This is a genomic window from Pontibacillus chungwhensis, from assembly GCF_030166655.1.
GTDB lineage: Bacteria > Bacillota > Bacilli > Bacillales > BH030062 > Pontibacillus.
Genome location: NZ_CP126446.1, coordinates 3,849,159 through 3,867,819, shown reverse-complemented (window position 1 = coordinate 3,867,819; position 18,661 = coordinate 3,849,159). Strand labels below are relative to the sequence as shown.

The following is an 18,661-nucleotide window of genomic DNA, read 5'->3' as shown; positions in this document are numbered from 1 at the left end:
AGCTGGGGAGCCTCCTCGTTCGCTTGCGCTCTCTGTGGGGTCTCCCCTAGGCTCCTTGTGCCGCAGGAGTCTCGCAATTTCCCGAACCACCTTTTTCCATATTTAGAAGAACGGAAACATACCATATTAGAAAATAGAGTTGAATCTACGCGACGCCCCAGCCACCCCAAGCACTAGTCAATAAAGACGGTCCTATCTACACTTAAATGTCTCAGCTTTGGGTATTGAACAAGCCTATAAAATAACAACACTAAACTATAACAGAGCCTACGTTTAAAATAGAATGGTAACCCTATAGAAAAAGGAATATACTAAAACCAACCTACAAGACAAAGGAGACGTAGTTATGAAAATTATCCTTCTTTCCATCGTAACAGGATTTTTCGTTGGTTTTGTATTTGCCCTTTTCAAACTCCCCATCCCAGCCCCACCAGCACTAGCCGGAGTCATGGGCATCGTCGGCATTTACCTCGGCTTCAAAGCCTACGAACAACTCAGTCCCCTCATCGAAAATTTGTTCAAATAATAGGAGATGTTTCTTTGATGGAGGGGATAGCGACTGTGCGGGTCCGTTCACACATTTATCGCTCGGGCTTACTGGGGGCCTGCGAGACTCCCGCGGGGTAAGGAGCCTAGGGGAGACCCCACAGAGAGCGGAAGCGAACGAGGAGGCTTCCCAGCTCCCCGCAGGAAAGCGAGTTGGCCCCCAGTAAGCCCAAGCACTTTTCTGGAAACGGACCTCTCCCCCTTGCTATCTCATCTTCGCTCCAAATAGTCAAAACTCAATCTCGCCGCCACGCACACGCTTCACCCCGCGAATCGCGCTTAAGTCCTCCACAATTTGAAGAAGAGCACGATCTTTTTCCTTCGCCTCAATCATCACATCTAGAACATCCGTCTCCTTTTTACAAGCCTTCAAAAACGGAACGGCAAATTCCGGATCGACAAAGTCGGAATGGGCCCGGTACTTTTCTGTTGATTTAGGAGAAGATAAATGAACTTTAGGGGGATAGCCCGTTCCCTCCCATGTTTTGAACAAACGGGGGAGGAGGGAGGCGTAGTCTTCTTCGCCTGGGTTTGCCATTTCATGATGGTAGTCAAACATCACCGGGAGCCCTGCTTGCTCTGCGGCTGCTAAGGTTTCAGCTGTGGTATACGTTTTATCATCATTTTCAATCGTCATTCGGCTACGTACTTCATCAGGCATTTCGTAAATATTTTGATGGAATCGGTCTAGTGCTGATGATTTATCTCCGTAAGCACCACCAATGTGGATATTGATAAACCCTTCATTTTCAAGACCCATCGCTTCAAGCATCCGGTAGTGGTAAGTCATGTCCGTTACGGCGTTTTCTGTAATATGGGGCTTGTCGCTTGTGAAGACAGTAAATTGGTTCGGGTGGAAGCTAATCCGCTGCCCACTGGCTCTTACAATATCGCCAATCTCTTCCCAGTCCTTCTTAAAAGGCGTAATGAAATCCCAAGCTACCTCCGGGTGCGTAGCGAGGGGGACGATCGAAGATGAGAATCGGTAAAGGGGGATCTCAGCAGCCCGATTAAACCAAAGCGCTCGTTTCGTGTGGTATAAATTTTTAGCAGTCACTTCTAATAGTTTATTCGTTCGTTCTTCTTCGGTCATAGCCGAATAGCGTTTAAACGTTAGCGTCTTTGCAGGGACAGCTTCCCATAACGATAAAGTATGGGAAACGAACCCAAACCGTATGCGCATCCGTGTCATCCTTTCTAAAGCAGCGGCCGGAACAAGCGGGCAATGCCAATTTTAATTTTTGTACGAATGGTATTCAGTTGGAAGATATGCTCTTTAAGTGGCTGGCTGTCTTGTACGTCTTTTAAATAGGCAAGACGCAAGTCCATCACGAAACGGGAATTATGAATAATCGTGTTGACTTCTTTATTTAAGAACAGGCTTCGCCGGTCGAAATTGGCTGTTCCGATATCACAGAGCTGCTGATCAATAATGACAACCTTAGCGTGGTAGAATCCTCGATCAAACATATACACCTCACCACCAGCTTCAATCAATCGCATCATATAGGGCAGTCCTGCTTCTTTGACAAGGGGATGATCGGCTTTCATCGGAACGATGACCTTCACATTGACTCCGCGATCTAACGCGTCAGTGAGGCATTTAAACAACCGTTCACTCGGTATGAAATAAGGGGTGCCGATAAAGATTTCATCTTTCGCCTGACATATGAGGCTTTCAAACACGTCTTCAAGCTGAACGCCATCAGTCGCAGTGATCTCAATCCATTTTTCGCCCTCTGTTTCCGTTGGGAAGGGTTCCTCGTCATGGTGTCCCGTCGCTAAATACCAGTCATCAAAGAAAGTGCATTGAAGATGCTGAACGATGTCACCTAGTAAACGTAGATGGTAATCTCTCCAGTTTCCAAGCTCCGCATCCTTCCCTAAATATTCTCTACCCACATTAAAGCCGCCTATGTAGCCAATGTCTCCATCGATGACCGTAATTTTACGATGGTTCCGTCGTTGTAAACGATAGAAGAAGAAAGGAAATTTGGGTGTTTCGCTAAAAGCAAACTGAACGCCCGACTCCCTTAGGTCTTTAATTATTTTTGAATTAATCCGGAAGCTTCCAACACGGTCAAGTAACAAACGCACTTGAAGCCCTTCTTCAGCTTTTTGCTTCAAGATCTCGAGTAGTTCCTCGCTTATGTCATCGGTTTTAACAATAAAGAACATCATATCAATTGTCTTTTTTGCATGTCGTAAATCCTGAAATAGATCCTGAAACAACGGATCACCAGCTGTGTAAATTTGATATTCACCTGTCGTGCTTTCGAAATTAAGAAAACGAACATTTTTTAAGTGGTGTTTCTTTCCTAATGCATAATCTAATAAGAGTAATCCGATTAACAGTAGGATCGCTGCTAGTACATATATAAAGACCATAAACGGAGATAAGCTCCTTTCAAATAATTAAGCATAGTTTTAGCTTTCCCTGAATTATATAAAAATGAACATAAATAAGAGGGAAAGATGTTGACTGAATGTTCATTCATTCTGTAATATAAGGATATAGATGTCAGAATATTTTTGTGGTTTCGTATAATTCTCTAATGGGGTCTGGAGAAAAGGAAGGCACGCATATAAACAAAGGGGGCGCAGTGAATGGATTTACTGTTGTTGAATTGGATTATGTTCTTAATTGTAACCGCTTACGGTTTGTATTTGTTTGTACGAGTTGTTAGAACGCGCATTGCTTACATTCAGCTTGGTAAGAAAATGGATTTTGATCTGCAGTTGAAAGAACGTCTGCGGGATATTATGGTCTATGTGTTTGGTCAGAAGAAATTGTTGAAAGACAAAAAATCAGGCGCCATTCACGTCATGATGTTTTATGGATTTATTTTAGTCCAATTTGGGGCAATTGATTTTATTATTAAAGGTCTTGGGAAAGAAAGTCATCTGCCGCTTGGACCGATCTATCCTGGATTTACGTTTTTCCAGGAGCTTGTGACGTTAACGATTATTACAGCCGTTGTATGGGCCTTTTACCGTCGTTACGTTGAGAAATTAGTCCGCCTAAAGCGGGGTCTGAAAGCAGGACTCGTCCTGATTTTTATTGGGACATTAATGGTTTCTGTGTTACTTGGAAACGGAATGGAGATTATTTGGCACAATGAAGACCTTACATGGTCAGAGCCAGTAGCCTCAGGAATCGCCTTTTTACTTAGCTGGATTGGAGAAACAGCAGCAGCTGCCATCTTCTTTATTTCCTGGTGGGTTCACCTACTCATTTTACTTACATTCCTTGTGTACGTGCCTCAATCGAAGCACGCTCACTTGTTAGCAGGACCTGTTAACGTATTTATGGCGAGAGACAAACGTGCAGGGAAGCTTCAGAAGATCGACTTTGATATCGAAGGAGAAGACGAAGAAGAAGTTTCCTTCGGGGCAGGGAAGATTGAAGACTTCTCTTATCTGCAAATGATTGACTTATATGCCTGTGTAGAATGCGGACGCTGTACCAATGCCTGTCCGGCAACGGGTACAGGGAAGATGCTTTCTCCGATGGACTTAATTATTAAGCTTCGTGATCATTTAACGGAGAAGGGAGCATCGGTCACAGGGAAGTCACCATGGGTGCCAACGTATGCTTTTCAGAATACAAATGGCAATCAACTGGCTCAAATGGCGAAAGCTTCTCAGAACGAAACCGCAGCAAGCTTAGAGAATGTGGAAACAACAAGTTTGATCGGTGACGTCATCACAGAAGAAGAGATCTGGGCATGTACAACGTGCCGTAACTGTGAAGATCAGTGTCCGGTCATGAATGAACATGTCGACAAAATCATCGACCTTCGTCGTTATCTTGTTCTAACAGAAGGAAAGATGGACCAGGATGCTCAGCGTGCAATGATGAATATTGAGCGCCAGGGGAACCCTTGGGGTCTTTCTAAGAAAGAGCGTGAGAACTGGAAGAAAGAAGACGAAGCGGTTCGCATTCCAACTGTTAAAGAACTGCAAAAAGATGGAGAAGAATTTGAATACCTTTTCTGGGTAAGTTCAATGGGATCCTACGACAATCGTTCACAGAAGATCGCCATGTCCTTCGCTCGTTTGTTAAACGAAGCTGGCGTGAAGTTTGCCATCCTTGGTAACAAAGAACGGAACTCAGGGGACACAGCTCGTCGTCTTGGAAACGAATTCCTATTCCAGGACCTTGCAGAGAAAAACATTAAAGAATTTGAGAAAGCTGAAGTGAAGAAGATTGTTACAATTGATCCGCATGCTTATAACGTATTTAAAAATGAGTATCCGGACTTTGGATTTGAAGCTGAAGTGTATCACCATACAGAGCTGTTAGCGGAACTAGTGAAAGATGGCCGCTTAAAGCCAACGCATGAAGTGAAAGAAAAGATTACGTACCACGATTCTTGTTACCTGGGCCGATATAACGAAGTGTACGAACCACCTCGTGATATCTTAAAACAAATTCCTGGTGTTGAAGTCGTTGAAATGCAGCGTAATCGCCAAAATGGTATGTGTTGTGGTGCTGGTGGCGGCTTAATGTGGTCTGAAGAGAAAACAGGAAACCGCGTCAATGTGGCACGTACAGAACAAGCGCTAAAAGTAGATCCAACCACGATCTCCAGTGGCTGTCCGTTCTGTCTGACCATGTTAAGTGATGGAACGAAAGCGAAAGAAGTCGAAGAAGATGTATCGACAGAAGATGTGGCTGAAATCTTAGCTCGCTCGATTTTTGGTTCAGAAAAAGAGGAACAAACGGCTTAATTGTCGAAATAGAGTGACAACAAGGTGTGGCGTCCAAATGTCTTGGGCGCCCCCTCATTCTTTTATAAACCAGGTCTCTTGAAGAGGGATGGGATTCTTTATGAGCAGTCGTTGAACGAGCGTTCAATCGAGTTCCGAAACAGGGGTCGACATGGACAGTTTTTTGGGTGTTTTGTAAGCGTTATCAAAAAAGGGGAGGAATCATGAATGGCAAAGACAGTTATTGTAGCGGGAGCACGCACACCTTTTGGTAAATTGGGAGGTTCAATTAGTTCGTTAACAGCATCAGAACTTGGCGGTACAGCGATTAAGGCGACGTTGGAGCGAGCGAACTTCAAACCTGAAGATGTTGGGGAAGTCATTATGGGGACGGTTCTTCAGGGAGGACAGGGACAAATTCCTTCACGTCAAGCGGCCCGCCACGCTGGCATTCCTTGGGAAGTGAAAACAGAAACGATTAACAAAGTATGTGCTTCTGGCATGCGTTCAGTAACACTTGGCGATCAGTTAATTCGCTTAGGAGATGAACAGGTTATTGTAGCCGGAGGCATGGAAAGCATGTCGAACGCGCCTTACTTCCTTCCGAAAGCACGATGGGGCTTCCGTATGGGAGACCAGAAAGTGAAAGATATGATGGTTCATGACGGATTGACGTGTTCCTTCGAAGGCGTGCATATGGGGAATTACGGCAACAACACGGCGAACAAATATGAAGTGAGCCGGGAAGCACAAGATGAGTGGGCGTACCGTTCTCATCAACGTGCCGTTAAAGCGATGGAAGATGGAAAGATGGCAGAAGAAATTACGAAAGTAGAAGTCCCTCAGCGTAAAGGGGATCCAATCGTTGTGGATCAGGATGAGGCTCCTCGTAAAGATACATCGGTGGAAGCATTAGCGAAATTGCGTCCTGTATTTGATCCAAATGGCACCATTACAGCAGGAAATGCGCCAGGGGTAAACGATGGGGCCGGAGCGATGTTACTCATGTCAGATGAGTACGCCAAGGAAAAGGGCTATACACCTCTTGCGACCGTTATCGGGCATGCAGAAGTTGCCGTTGAAGCGCAGGACTTCCCGGAAACACCAGGAAAAGTTATCAATGCCATTTTAGAGAAGACAGGCAAATCGATTGATGAGATCGATCTGTTTGAAGTCAATGAAGCCTTTGCGGCTGTGTCCCTTGCAAGTGGTAAGATTGCGGGCCTTGATGAAGAGAAAGTGAATGTAAACGGAGGCGCCGTTGCGTTAGGTCACCCGATCGGAGCGAGTGGAGCAAGAATTATCCTGACGCTCATGTACGAATTAAAACGTCGTGGTGGCGGAACAGGTATTGCAGCCATTTGTAGCGGTGGCGGCCAAGGCGACGCGATTATGATTGAAGTACCGAAACAGTAAGACGGGGAGGCTTTAATAAAATGAATGTGAAAACCATGATGGTGATAGGTGCCGGTCAAATGGGAGCTGGCATCGCCCAGGTCTTTGCACAGGCCGGGTTTCAGGTGAAATTAAACGATCTTTCAGAAGACGCGCTTGAAAAGGGGCGAAGCGGAATTGAGAAGAGGCTTTCCCGCGCTGTTGAGAAAGAACGCATGACAGAGGGAGAAAAGGCGGCGACACTTGAGCGACTCCAGACGACAACAAAGCTTGAAGACAGCTTCGATTGTGATCTTGTCATCGAAGCGGTGGTGGAGAACATGGACGTGAAGACGAAAGTATTCCAGACGCTCGACGCCCACGCTCCTTCACACGCGATTCTGGCGTCGAATACGTCCTCATTACCGATCACAGAAATTGCCGCTGTCACGGAGCGTCCTTCTCAAGTTATTGGAATGCACTTTATGAATCCAGTTCCGGTAATGAAGCTTGTGGAGATTATTCGCGCCTTGCAAACAAGTGATGAGACCTACGAAGCCATTGAAACCATTACAAAGCAATTAAGTAAGACGCCGGTAGAGGTTAATGACTTTCCTGGTTTTGTCTCGAACAGGGTCTTGATGCCGATGATTAATGAAGCCATTTACACCGTTTACGAAGGAGTGGCGACACCGGAGGCGGTGGATGATGTGATGAAGCTTGGTATGAATCATCCGATGGGGCCGCTTACGCTCGCTGATTTTATCGGTCTTGATACGTGCTTATATATCATGGAGGTTCTTCATGAAGGATTCGGAGACAGCAAGTACCGCCCATGTCCACTCCTTCGTCAGTACGTGAAAGCAGGATGGCTTGGGAAGAAGTCAGGTCGGGGGTTTTACCAGTACAGCTAGGAGGTTAAAGCATGAACCTACAATTTACAGAAGAACAACAAATGATGCGCAAAATGGTCCGTGACTTTGCCGAACGTGAAGTGGCTCCTGCTGTAGAGAGGATGGAGAAAGAAGACCGTTTTCCAGAAGAACTTATAAAGAAAATGGGAGAGCTTGGTTTGATGGGCATTCCCATTCCTGAACAATATGGCGGTGCCGGAATGGACTTCACGTCTTACATTACTGCGATCCATGAGTTATCCCGTGTGAGTGGATCTGTTGGAGTTATCTTATCCGTGCATACATCTGTTGGAACGAACCCAATCCTTTATTTCGGCACAGAAGAGCAGAAGAAGACCTATATCCCGAAGCTTGCTTCAGGGGAATACGTCGGAGCTTTTGCTCTGACCGAACCGGGAGCTGGATCTGATGCCGGAGGCCTTCGAACGAGGGCTATTAAAGACGGGGATCATTATGTGTTAAATGGATCCAAAGTGTTTATCACGAATGGAACGAACGCCAACACCTTTATTGTTTTTGCCAGGACAGATCCTGAAGCAGGGTCAAAAGGCATTTCGGCTTTCATCGTCGAGCGGGAAACTCCTGGATTTGAAGTGGGGAAGAAAGAGAAGAAAATGGGCATGCACGGGTCGGGAACTGTACAGCTCAATTTCGATCAGTGTCGCATTCGGTCCGGTCAGCTCCTTGGTGAAGAAGGAGAAGGCTTTAAGATTGCGATGGCGAACCTTGATATTGGCCGAATTGGAATCGCGGCTCAATCGCTTGGCATTTTAGAAGCAGCGGTTGAACAGTCGGTAGCCTATGCGAAAGAGCGGGAGCAATTTGGGAAGCCAATCGCACAGCAACAAGGCGTTTCGTTCAAATTAGCGGACATGGCAACAGCGCTTGAAGCTTCGAAACTATTAACCTATAATGCCGCCTCTCTTAGATCCTCAGGTATTGCGTGTGGAAAAGAAGCGTCAATGGCGAAGCGATATGCATCAGAAGCAGCTATGAACGCAAGCATTGAAGCCGTTCAGATCCACGGAGGATATGGATATACAGAAGATTACGATGTAGAACGGTTATTCCGGGATGCGAAAGTATGTGAGATTTACGAAGGAACAAATGAAATTCAGCGTATGGTCATTAGCAAACATTTATTAGCGAAGTAACGGAGGGGAACGAGGATGAATTTTCAATTAACCGAAGAGCAAGAAATGCTTCGTAAAATGGTACGGGATTTTGCGAAGAATGAAGTAGAACCAACAGCAGCAGAACGTGATGAAGAGGAACGCTTTGACCGTGAGATTTTTGACAAAATGGCTGAGCTTGGCCTGACAGGAATTCCATGGCCTGAGGAATACGGGGGGATCGGTTCTGATTATGTAAGCTATGTGATTGCTGTAGAAGAATTATCCCGCGTATGTGCCTCAACTGGGGTTACGCTATCGGCTCACATTTCACTTGCAAGCTGGCCGCTATTTAAATACGGAAACGAAGAACAGAAGAAAACATACTTAGCTGAACTTGCTCGTGGGGAGAAGCTTGGGGCTTATGCCTTATCAGAACCAGGAGCCGGATCAGATGTCGCGTCGATGCGAACATCAGCTAGAAAAGATGGCGATCACTACGTGTTAAACGGAAGCAAGGTGTGGATTACAAACGGCGGAGTGGCAGATACCTATATCGTATTTGCGAAAACAGATGCCGATGCCAAGCATAAAGGCATTAGTGCCTTTATCGTTGAAAAAGGAACTCCTGGATTTACGTTCGGGAAGAAAGAGAAGAAGCTCGGTATTCGTTCTTCTCCTACAACAGAGTTGATTTTTGAAGAGTGTAAAGTTCCGGCTAAAAATATGCTTGGGGCTGAAGGAGATGGCTTTAAGATTGCGATGACCACACTCGATGGCGGAAGAAACGGGATTGCAGCTCAAGCTCTTGGTATCGCACAAGGCGCCCTTGATGCGTCAGTTGGGTATGCGAAAGAGCGCGAACAATTCGGTAAGCCGATTGCAGCGAACCAGGGCGTTTCGTTCAAGCTGGCAGATATGGCAACGGATATCGAAGCAGCGAGACTCCTAACCTATCAGGCTGCCTGGCTCGAGTCAGAAGGCAAAGCATACGGGAAAGCTTCTGCTATGTCGAAACTGTTTGCAGGGGACGCGGCGATGCGGATTACGGTCGAAGCGGTGCAAGTCTTCGGAGGCTATGGCTATACGAAAGACTACCCGGTTGAGCGCTACATGCGTGATGCGAAGATTACGCAAATCTATGAAGGTACAAATGAAATCCAGCGTCTTGTTATTGGACGTATGCTGACGAAAGAATAGAAAGGAAGGTTCGATGCACGAGCTAGCTGAACGCATTCAGGCAGGGGATATCCGGGCAATGGCAAAGGCAATTACGTTAGTGGAGAATAACCATCCTGATAAATTGGAGCTTCTCAGTGATGTATTTTCTATTAAGAAAAACGCTCATTATATTGGCATTACAGGCTCACCTGGTGCTGGGAAAAGCTCGCTCGTCAATCGGCTTCTGACCCACTTGCGGGAGCTCGGATTAACAGTAGCGGTCATTGCTGTTGATCCTACGAGCCCGTTTAGCGGGGGCGCATTGTTAGGTGACCGGATTCGGATGCAGCAACACTTCACAGATCCTGGCATCTTTATTCGTAGCATGGCCACGCGTGGCAGTCTTGGTGGTTTATCACGAGCTACGAAAGACTCGATTCGGGTCTGTGATGCTTTCGGGTTTGATGTTGTGTTAGTCGAAACGGTGGGAGTCGGCCAGTCCGAGCTTGATATTATGAAAGTCGTGGATACGACAGCGGTTGTACTCACTCCGAACAGCGGAGACGTGTTGCAAATGTTTAAAGCCGGGATTATGGAAATTGCAGACCTCTTCGTAGTAAACAAGGCAGACCTCCCTGGAGTCAGGAAGTTAAAAGTACAGCTTGAGGAGCTGCTGATGATCTCCCACGGGGAGTGGATGAACCCTATTGTTGAGACCGTTTCGACAGAGAATAAAGGAATCGATACGCTCTGGCGTTCCATGACAGAGCACCTGGCATACTTAAAGGAAACAGAGGCAGGGATAGAAAAGCGGAAAGACCAGCTTGAATTAGAGGTCTATGACCTGATCCGAGAAGAATTGTGGAAGGATATACAGACATTCGTCGAAGCGGACGAGGAGAAGCAGAAACAGCTCCGGGAAGAGAATCTCGATCCGTATGAACTGGCCGGTGAATGGCTGAAAGAATGGAAGCAGCGGGGAAGGATGGGGAGTTCGTGACGAAAAAGGTGCCGACGTCGATTAAAGATGAACGATTAATTAAAAAGCGACGCGACCAAATGATTAAGGGAGCAGTGGCTTTATTTAAAGAAAAAGGCTTTCACAAAACAACTACGCGCGAACTGGCGAAAGCCTCTGGATTCAGCATCGGAACGCTGTACGAGTATATTCGTACGAAAGAAGATGTGTTGTTTCTCGTCTGTGATTTCATCTATGAACACGTTAAAGAACGTATGGAAGCCGTTATTGATATGAATGAAACGGGGATGGACAGTCTCGAGCGAGCGATTCGCTCTTATTTTCAGCTAATGGATGACATGCAGGATGAAGTCGTTGTGATGTATCAGGAAGTGAAGTCCCTTCCTAAAGATGCGCAGGACTACGTGTTGCAAAAAGAGCGCGATATGCTCCATATGATTGAATGTGTCATCGAGAATAGCTTGTCAGACCCCATTGAAGAGAAAGATCGAAAACTATTAGCCAATAACATCTTCGTTCAGGGACAGATGTGGGGATTCAGACGCTGGGTCCTCCAGAAAGAATTTACACTCCAATCGTATACAGAGCGACAGATGCATTTTTTGTTTCAAGGATTATCACTTTCAGAGCCTATATAAATAGGAGGGAATGGAAATGGAACAAGTACAAATCTATCAGCCAAAGAACGCCGTTCGTTTCGTAACGGCTTCAAGCTTGTTTGATGGGCACGATGCGTCAATTAACATTATGCGCCGCATCCTTCAGTCAAGCGGGGCTGAAGTGATTCATCTCGGTCACAACCGTTCGGTGGAAGAAGTCGTGAACGCGGCGATTCATGAAGATGCGCAAGGGATTGCGATCTCTTCGTACCAGGGTGGTCACGTAGAATATTTCAAATACATGATCGATTTACTTCGAGAAAAAGGTGCCACGCATATACGTGTATATGGAGGCGGAGGGGGAGTTATTATACCTCGTGAGATCGCAGAGCTTCACGAATACGGCGTATCACGCATCTTCTCGCCGGAAGATGGGCGAGAGTACGGGCTTCAAGGCATGATTAATAGAATGCTAGAAGAGTGTGATTTCGTAACCCCACTCGATTTAGATACAGCGACAGAAAGTCTAAAAAGCGGCAATCCCCAAGCGATCGCCCGCTTTATTACGTATGTAGAAAACTCGGACCACGCTCATGAGGAAGTCGCTTCTGCTGTTGAACAACTACTAGCAACAGAGCCCTCACAAGCGCCTGTCCTTGGCATTACCGGAACAGGCGGAGCCGGGAAGAGCTCGCTGACAGATGAACTCATTCGTCGCTTCTTAAATGAAATCCCAGATAAGAAAGTAGCGATTCTATCCGTAGACCCGACTAAGAAGAAGACCGGCGGAGCGCTTTTAGGGGACCGTATTCGAATGAACGCGATCTTCTCAGACCGTGTGTATATGCGCTCACTCGCAACTCGTGACTCAAGAAGCGAACTATCGAAATCCATTCAAGAAGCCATTGATGTTGTAAAAGTGGCAGGCTTTGACCTTATCATCGTTGAAACAAGCGGGATCGGTCAGGGAGATGCTGCGATTACGGATGTAACGGACCTTTCGATGTATGTGATGACAGCTGAATTTGGTGCCCCTTCACAACTTGAGAAGATTGATATGATTGACTTTGCTGATTTCATCGTCATTAATAAATTTGAGCAAAAAGGTTCTGAAGATGCGTTAAGGCAGGTCCGTAAGCAGTATGAGCGCAGTCACGGTCTGTTTCATCAGGACCCTTTATCGTTTCCGGTCTATGGAACGATTGCAAGCCAGTTTAACGATCCCGGAACGAACACGCTGTTTGCAGCTCTTGTAGATAAGTTGAATGAAACATATAGCTGGGAAGAGGGAACATCGTTTGAACGAGTGACAGAGGTTGAGAAACAGAACTTGATTATCCCTCCGGAGCGCCGTCAATATTTACGGGACATCGTTCAATCGGTCAGGGGCTATCATGAAATGGCCCAGAACCAAAGCGAAGTGGCACGCAAATGGTACCAGTTAAAAGGGGCAGTCAGTGCGATCGAGAATGAAGAGATCCGCGAGCATGTGGATGAAATGGCTTCGTTTTATGAGTTGAAATTGCAGCCTGACCTTAAGAAAATGCTTGAGAACTGGGACGATACGAAAGAGCGCTACGCTCAGGATAAGATGACCTTCAAAGTGCGTGATAAGGAAATTACAATGGACCTTAACACAGAGACGCTGTCCGGGCTTAAGATTCCAAAGGTCGCGCTCCCTCATTACCAGGACTTTGGCGATCGTTTACTGTGGATGCTTAAAGAAAACGTACCGGGTGCTTTCCCGTTCACAGCCGGAGTGTTTCCGTTTAAGCGGAAAGGGGAGGACCCAACCCGTCAGTTTGCCGGTGAAGGCACACCTGAACGAACGAACCGTCGTTTTCACTATTTATCAGAAGGCGAACCTGCGAAGCGCTTAAGTACTGCTTTCGATTCCGTAACGCTTTACGGTGAAGACCCGGATGAACGTCCGGATATCTACGGAAAAGTCGGGGAAAGTGGCGTTTCGATTTGTACACTAGAAGATATGAAGAAGCTGTATGACGGATTTGATTTATGCGAACCAACCACATCCGTATCAATGACGATCAACGGACCGGCGCCGATCATACTTGCGATGTTCTTTAACACAGCCGTTGACCAGCAGCTTGAGAAGTTTAAAGAACAAGAAGGTCGCACGCCATCGGCTGAGGAATATGAAAGAATACGAGAAGAAACCCTTTCTATTGTAAGGGGAACGGTGCAGGCGGATATTTTAAAAGAGGATCAAGGACAGAACACATGTATCTTCTCAACTGAATTCGCCCTACGTATGATGGGAGATATTCAGCAGTACTTCATCGACCATGAGGTGCGCAACTATTACTCTGTATCGATTTCTGGTTACCATATTGCAGAAGCAGGGGCGAACCCGATTACGCAGCTCGCCTTTACACTTGCGAATGGATTTACCTATGTGGAGTACTATTTAAGCCGGGGCATGGATATTAATAAATTTGCTCCGAACCTTTCGTTCTTCTTCTCGAATGGTCTCGACCCTGAGTATACCGTTATTGGTCGGGTAGCTCGCCGAATTTGGGCGATTGTCATGCGCGATAAGTACGGTGCAAATGAACGAAGTCAGAAGTTAAAGTATCATATCCAAACGTCAGGCCGATCCCTGCACGCTCAAGAAATTGACTTTAACGACATTCGTACGACGCTGCAGGCACTCATCGCTATACAAGATAACTGTAACTCTCTTCATACGAATTCCTATGACGAAGCGATCACGACGCCTACGGAAGAATCCGTTCGCCGTGCGATGGCGATTCAAATGATCATCAACAAAGAATTCGGATTAACGAAGAATGAGAACTCTTTACAAGGCTCGTTCGTTGTTGAAGAGCTGACAGACCTTGTGGAAGAAGCGGTTATGCAGGAGTTTGAACGCATGAATGATCGCGGGGGTGTCCTTGGTGCGATGGAACGACAGTACCAGCGTGGAAAGATTCAGGAAGAGTCTCTCTATTATGAAGGGAAGAAACATAGCGGAGAGTTGCCGATCGTTGGCGTGAATACGTATCTGAATCCAAACCCATCGTCTGAAGATGACATTAACTCCATGCAGCTTGCGCGAGCTGCAAAAGAAGAGAAGATGCATCAGATCACTTCTTTACGAGAATTCCAAGGGAAACATGAGAATGAAACGGAAGCCGCTTTAGCACAATTAAAGCAAGTCGCCGCGAGCGGTGGCAACATCTTCGAAGAATTAATGAAAACCGTAAGAGTCGCAAGCCTTGGCCAGATCACAAACGCCCTATACGAAGTCGGCGGCCAATACCGCCGCAACATGTAAACCACAAAAGGGGAACCCAAAAAGGTTCCCCTTTCTCACGCTCTAACGCAGCAGAGCAGTGAAGGGTGTCAGACACGCTGTAGTGGGGTAGAGCAATAAAGGGTGTCAGACACCCTGCTGTGCTGTAGTGTGCTAAAGGAAGCGTCCTTCACATGAAAAAACTCGGCGAAACTCTAGCATAAACAATATTGAATTGTTTATAATGTATGATATGGTTGAAACCGAACAACGTAGAATTTATACTATTATGTTATGATGAGTAAATATTTGATATAAAGGGAGTGCTGTACGTGAGCTTTAAAAACTATAGCCACGACGAGATTGCTGAAATGTCTATGCTAGAAATCGCGCATGAGATCTTACTTGACGAAAAGCAAGCGCTGGATTTTCAAGACCTATTCAATAAAATTAGCGAGATTAAAGGACTTTCCAAAGAAGAGAAAACGGATCGTATTGCTCAATTCTTTACGGATTTAAATACAGATGGCCGTTTCCTTACGATTGGTTCCAACATGTGGGGACTGAAGCGTTGGTATCCTGTTGAACAAGCTGAAGAAGAAATTCAAGCTCCTGTTAAGAAGAAAAAGAAAGCTGCTCCTAAGAAGAAAAAAGCTGCAGCTCCTGTTGAAGAAGAAGAGGAAGACATCGAAGAAGAAGAGATCGAAGATGATCTTGATCTAGATGACGAAGAACTTGACCTCGACGAAGACGGGGAAGAGAACAGTGGTTTAGATGGAGACTACGATCTAGCTGAAGATGAAGACACAGATCCAAGCTATGACGACGATGAGGAAAAGAATCTCTACGATGATGACGAAGAAGACGACGATGATGATGATGAAGAGGAAGACAAAAACGAAGATTTATAAGCGTTCTTGACTTTCTTTCCTGAAGTCAGTATTATTTTATTTGGGCTCTCTAAAAGAGATCGGAAACTAAAGCGCTCCCGTTAGATTTAACGGGAGCGCTTTTCTATTTTATAAAAAGATAATGAAATGTATAGCATATAAGTATCGAAGACCTCCTGAGGATTAAATAAAGGAAGAGGGATGACGAAATGGCAGAAACGAAATATATCTTTGTAACCGGTGGGGTTGTATCTTCTCTTGGGAAAGGGATCACAGCAGCATCACTTGGTCGTCTATTGAAAAACCGAGGATTAAAAGTAACGATTCAAAAGTTTGACCCATATATCAACGTAGACCCGGGTACAATGAGTCCGTATCAGCACGGTGAAGTTTTCGTAACAGAAGATGGAGCAGAAACCGACTTAGACCTTGGACACTATGAGCGTTTTATCGATATTAACTTAAGCCAATACAGCAACGTTACAACAGGTAAAATCTATTCTACTGTCATCAAGAAAGAGCGTCGTGGTGATTATTTAGGAGGAACGGTTCAGGTCATTCCTCACATCACGAATGAGATTAAAGAACGCGTTTTCCGTGCCGGTAAAGAAACAAATGCTGACGTTGTTATTACGGAGATCGGCGGAACGGTAGGGGATATCGAATCTCTTCCATTCCTAGAAGCCATCCGTCAGATTAAGAGTGACATCGGAAAAGAAAACGTGATGTACCTGCATTGTACGCTAGTGCCTTATATTAAAGCAGCAGGTGAAATGAAAACAAAACCAACCCAACACTCGGTGAAAGAATTGCGTTCTCTTGGAATTCAGCCAGACGTTATCGTGCTTCGTACAGAAATGCCAATTAGCCAGGATATGAAGAATAAAATTGCGCTATTCTGTGACATTAACGAGAATTCCGTTATTGAAGCTGGAGATGCGGAAACGCTATATGACGTACCACTTATGCTACAGGACCAGCGCCTTGATCAAATTACGTGTGACCACTTTGGCTTAAGCTGCGGAGAAGCAGATATGACAGAATGGAACGGTTTAGTTGATCGAGTGAAAAACTTAAAATCTGAAACAACAATCGCTTTAGTTGGTAAGTATGTAGAATTACCAGATGCGTATATTTCTGTTGTCGAAGCACTGAAACACGCAGGCTATGCCTTTGATAGTGATATTAAAATTGACTGGGTAAACTCAGAAGAAGTAACAGCAGCAAACGTTGATGAGAAACTTTCCCACGCTGACGGCATTTTAGTACCAGGTGGATTTGGTGACCGCGGCATTGAAGGTAAAATCGAAGCGATTCGCTACGCGCGTGAGCAGAAAGTTCCGTTCTTAGGAATCTGCTTAGGTATGCAGCTAGCAACGGTTGAATTTGCTCGTAACGTACTTGGCTACAGCGGTGCTCACTCTGCTGAGATCGACCCAACAACGGCTCACCCAATCATTGACCTTCTACCTGAACAGAAAGATGTAGAAGATATGGGCGGCACACTTCGTTTAGGCGTATACCCTGCCAAGCTTACTGCAGGTACTCGTACGAAAGAAGCGTACGGTGAAGAAGTGATTTATGAGCGTCACCGTCACCGCTATGAATTCAACAACCAGTACCGTGAAGAAATGGAAAACCAAGGCTTCCTATTCTCAGGGACAAGCCCAGATGGCCGCCTTGTAGAAATCATCGAACTTCAAGACCACCCTTGGTTCGTTGCATCCCAGTTCCACCCAGAGTTCAAATCTCGTCCGACAAACCCACAAAGCCTATTCCACGGCTTCGTAGGAGCATGTCAGAAATAAAACCACTAAAAAGCCTGCCGATCACCCGGCAGGCTTTTTTTACCCTATTCACTTTAACGCTGTAAAGAACAGCAGGGTGTCAGACACCCTGCACACTGGTAAAGCGCTAAATCGTGTCAAACACCCTGCACTTCATTAAAGCACTAAACGGTGTCTGACACGCACCATCCCTTCACCGCATAGAAGTGTTAGTCGATGTCGTATTCGTCGGTGATTTCTTTGACGGTGACGAAGAGGGCGTGGTGGACATATAGCATGGCTATGGTGCTTGGGAAGCCGACGCGCTCCATTTCAAATGGGAGAAGCGGTCCTTTTGCTCTGGTGTTAATAAAGAAATCCGCTTGCTCTTTAGCTGGATTGTCCTCTTTTGTCTCAGCAGCAATAAGAATAGCTTCCGCACCTTGCTCTTGCACATCCTTGATGAACGATAAAGCATTCTCATCGTCTGCAAAGCGAGAAGCAACAATTACGCGATCGAGATGACTTAAGGAGACAGAAGGGTCATAAACGTGCTGTTTCGGCAAAGGTTCAGGACCTGATTGCACTTCAGATTCAATGGCAACCATTTCACCAAATCCTTTCACATAAATCCGACCATCCCCCACAACAGCTTGTGATAAAGAACGGGCAACATCTTCTATTTGAAATTCTTCCTTCTCATGAATCCCTCTGAAAAGGCCGGTAATTTGAGTAGCTAGCATTTTAAGCAACGGGTTTTCCTCCTTTTAGCATGAACTCGTTCATATTGTATCGGCTTTTAAACTTTCCGTAAAATAATAGAGCAAAAGGGAATATTAGGGTTTTCGGAAAAAGCATGCAGGAATTCGCTATTCTTTAAGCGAATTGACATAATGTAAAGGTCATACATAAATTAAAGGATTAAACACTTGGACGGAGGGGAACTATGACGAAGTCAGTATTAGTGGTTGATGATCAACCTGGAATACGCATGCTATTAAGAGAAGTACTGAAAACGATGGAACTAAACGTAATCGAAGCAAAAACAGGGCAAGAAGCAGTCGATTTCGTCAAAGAACAACATCCAGACCTTTTACTATTAGATTATAAGTTACCGGTTAAAGATGGTCTTGAAGTACTGGATGAATTACAAGCAGAGAACTATCAAATTCCTGCTGTACTTATGAGTGGATTATCAGAAGATGATCTGCAGGGGGCTCACTCACACTCCCTTGTAAAAACGGTTATTTCGAAGCCTTTTAACGTACAAGAAATTAGGGAGATTATTTTGAATATTTTGCATTAGACCGGCGTTTGCAGGAAAAATGTTTATGTAAGCGCTAACGTTTAA

15 protein-coding genes are annotated in these 18,661 nt (G+C 45.5%); 12 read left to right on the top strand and 3 right to left on the bottom strand.

Annotated elements, in window-relative coordinates; translation table 11 throughout:
- Positions 1 to 346: 346 nt before the first annotated feature.
- Positions 347 to 526: a XapX domain-containing protein gene (locus QNI29_RS19660; RefSeq protein ID WP_231417703.1), complete on the top strand. Its 180-nt coding sequence runs from the start codon at positions 347 to 349 to the stop codon at positions 524 to 526.
- 249 nt (positions 527 to 775) lie between these two features.
- On the opposite strand, the gene uvsE is transcribed toward QNI29_RS19660, so the two are convergent.
- Positions 776 to 1,729 carry a UV DNA damage repair endonuclease UvsE gene (gene uvsE, locus QNI29_RS19655; RefSeq protein WP_231417704.1) on the bottom strand — a complete coding sequence of 318 codons (954 nt, stop codon included), beginning with the start codon at positions 1,727 to 1,729 and terminating at the stop codon, positions 776 to 778.
- A 14-nt stretch (positions 1,730 to 1,743) separates the two neighbouring features.
- The gene (gene cls / locus QNI29_RS19650; protein WP_231417705.1) at positions 1,744 to 2,934 is read right to left on the bottom strand and encodes a cardiolipin synthase; all 1,191 of its coding nucleotides are present in this window, start codon (positions 2,932 to 2,934) and stop codon (positions 1,744 to 1,746) included.
- A gap of 219 nt (positions 2,935 to 3,153) precedes the next feature.
- Between cls and QNI29_RS19645 the strand changes: the two genes are divergently transcribed.
- The 10 genes from QNI29_RS19645 (at position 3,154) to QNI29_RS19600 (ending at position 17,352) form a co-directional block, all read left to right on the top strand.
- Positions 3,154 to 5,280, top strand: coding sequence for a (Fe-S)-binding protein (locus QNI29_RS19645; protein ID WP_231417706.1), 2,127 nt, complete (start codon positions 3,154 to 3,156; stop codon positions 5,278 to 5,280).
- A 207-nt stretch (positions 5,281 to 5,487) separates the two neighbouring features.
- The gene (locus QNI29_RS19640; RefSeq protein ID WP_231417707.1) at positions 5,488 to 6,675 is read left to right on the top strand and encodes an acetyl-CoA C-acetyltransferase; all 1,188 of its coding nucleotides are present in this window, start codon (positions 5,488 to 5,490) and stop codon (positions 6,673 to 6,675) included.
- Between the two features lie 20 nt (positions 6,676 to 6,695).
- On the top strand, positions 6,696 to 7,547 hold the full coding sequence (locus tag QNI29_RS19635) for a 3-hydroxybutyryl-CoA dehydrogenase (protein ID WP_231417708.1): 852 nt from the start codon (positions 6,696 to 6,698) through the stop codon (positions 7,545 to 7,547).
- A gap of 11 nt (positions 7,548 to 7,558) precedes the next feature.
- Positions 7,559 to 8,701, top strand: a complete 1,143-nt coding sequence (locus QNI29_RS19630; protein WP_231417709.1) for an acyl-CoA dehydrogenase — start codon at positions 7,559 to 7,561, stop codon at positions 8,699 to 8,701.
- Positions 8,702 to 8,716: 15 nt separating this feature from the next.
- Complete coding sequence (locus QNI29_RS19625; RefSeq protein ID WP_231417710.1) at positions 8,717 to 9,859, top strand: acyl-CoA dehydrogenase; 1,143 nt, start codon at positions 8,717 to 8,719, stop codon at positions 9,857 to 9,859.
- 13 nt (positions 9,860 to 9,872) lie between these two features.
- Positions 9,873 to 10,820, top strand: coding sequence for a methylmalonyl Co-A mutase-associated GTPase MeaB (gene meaB / locus QNI29_RS19620; RefSeq protein WP_231417711.1), 948 nt, complete (start codon positions 9,873 to 9,875; stop codon positions 10,818 to 10,820).
- Positions 10,775 to 11,437, top strand: coding sequence for a TetR/AcrR family transcriptional regulator (locus QNI29_RS19615; RefSeq protein ID WP_231417712.1), 663 nt, complete (start codon positions 10,775 to 10,777; stop codon positions 11,435 to 11,437). The genes meaB and QNI29_RS19615 overlap by 46 nt, the downstream gene beginning before the upstream one ends.
- Before the next feature lie 16 nt (positions 11,438 to 11,453).
- Positions 11,454 to 14,696, top strand: coding sequence for a fused isobutyryl-CoA mutase/GTPase IcmF (gene icmF, locus QNI29_RS19610; RefSeq protein WP_231417713.1), 3,243 nt, complete (start codon positions 11,454 to 11,456; stop codon positions 14,694 to 14,696).
- Between the two features lie 290 nt (positions 14,697 to 14,986).
- Complete coding sequence (gene rpoE, locus QNI29_RS19605; RefSeq protein ID WP_231417714.1) at positions 14,987 to 15,565, top strand: DNA-directed RNA polymerase subunit delta; 579 nt, start codon at positions 14,987 to 14,989, stop codon at positions 15,563 to 15,565.
- Positions 15,566 to 15,753: 188 nt separating this feature from the next.
- Entirely contained in the window at positions 15,754 to 17,352 is a 1,599-nt protein-coding gene (locus tag QNI29_RS19600; protein ID WP_231417715.1) for a CTP synthase, read from the top strand.
- A gap of 188 nt (positions 17,353 to 17,540) precedes the next feature.
- Here QNI29_RS19600 and QNI29_RS19595 read toward each other — a convergent pair whose 3' ends face one another.
- Positions 17,541 to 18,053, bottom strand: coding sequence for a DUF2529 family protein (locus tag QNI29_RS19595; RefSeq protein WP_231417974.1), 513 nt, complete (start codon positions 18,051 to 18,053; stop codon positions 17,541 to 17,543).
- 203 nt (positions 18,054 to 18,256) lie between these two features.
- Here QNI29_RS19595 and QNI29_RS19590 point away from each other — a divergent pair, with 203 nt between their 5' ends.
- On the top strand, positions 18,257 to 18,616 hold the full coding sequence (locus QNI29_RS19590) for a response regulator (RefSeq protein WP_231417716.1): 360 nt from the start codon (positions 18,257 to 18,259) through the stop codon (positions 18,614 to 18,616).
- Positions 18,617 to 18,661: the final 45 nt, after the last annotated feature.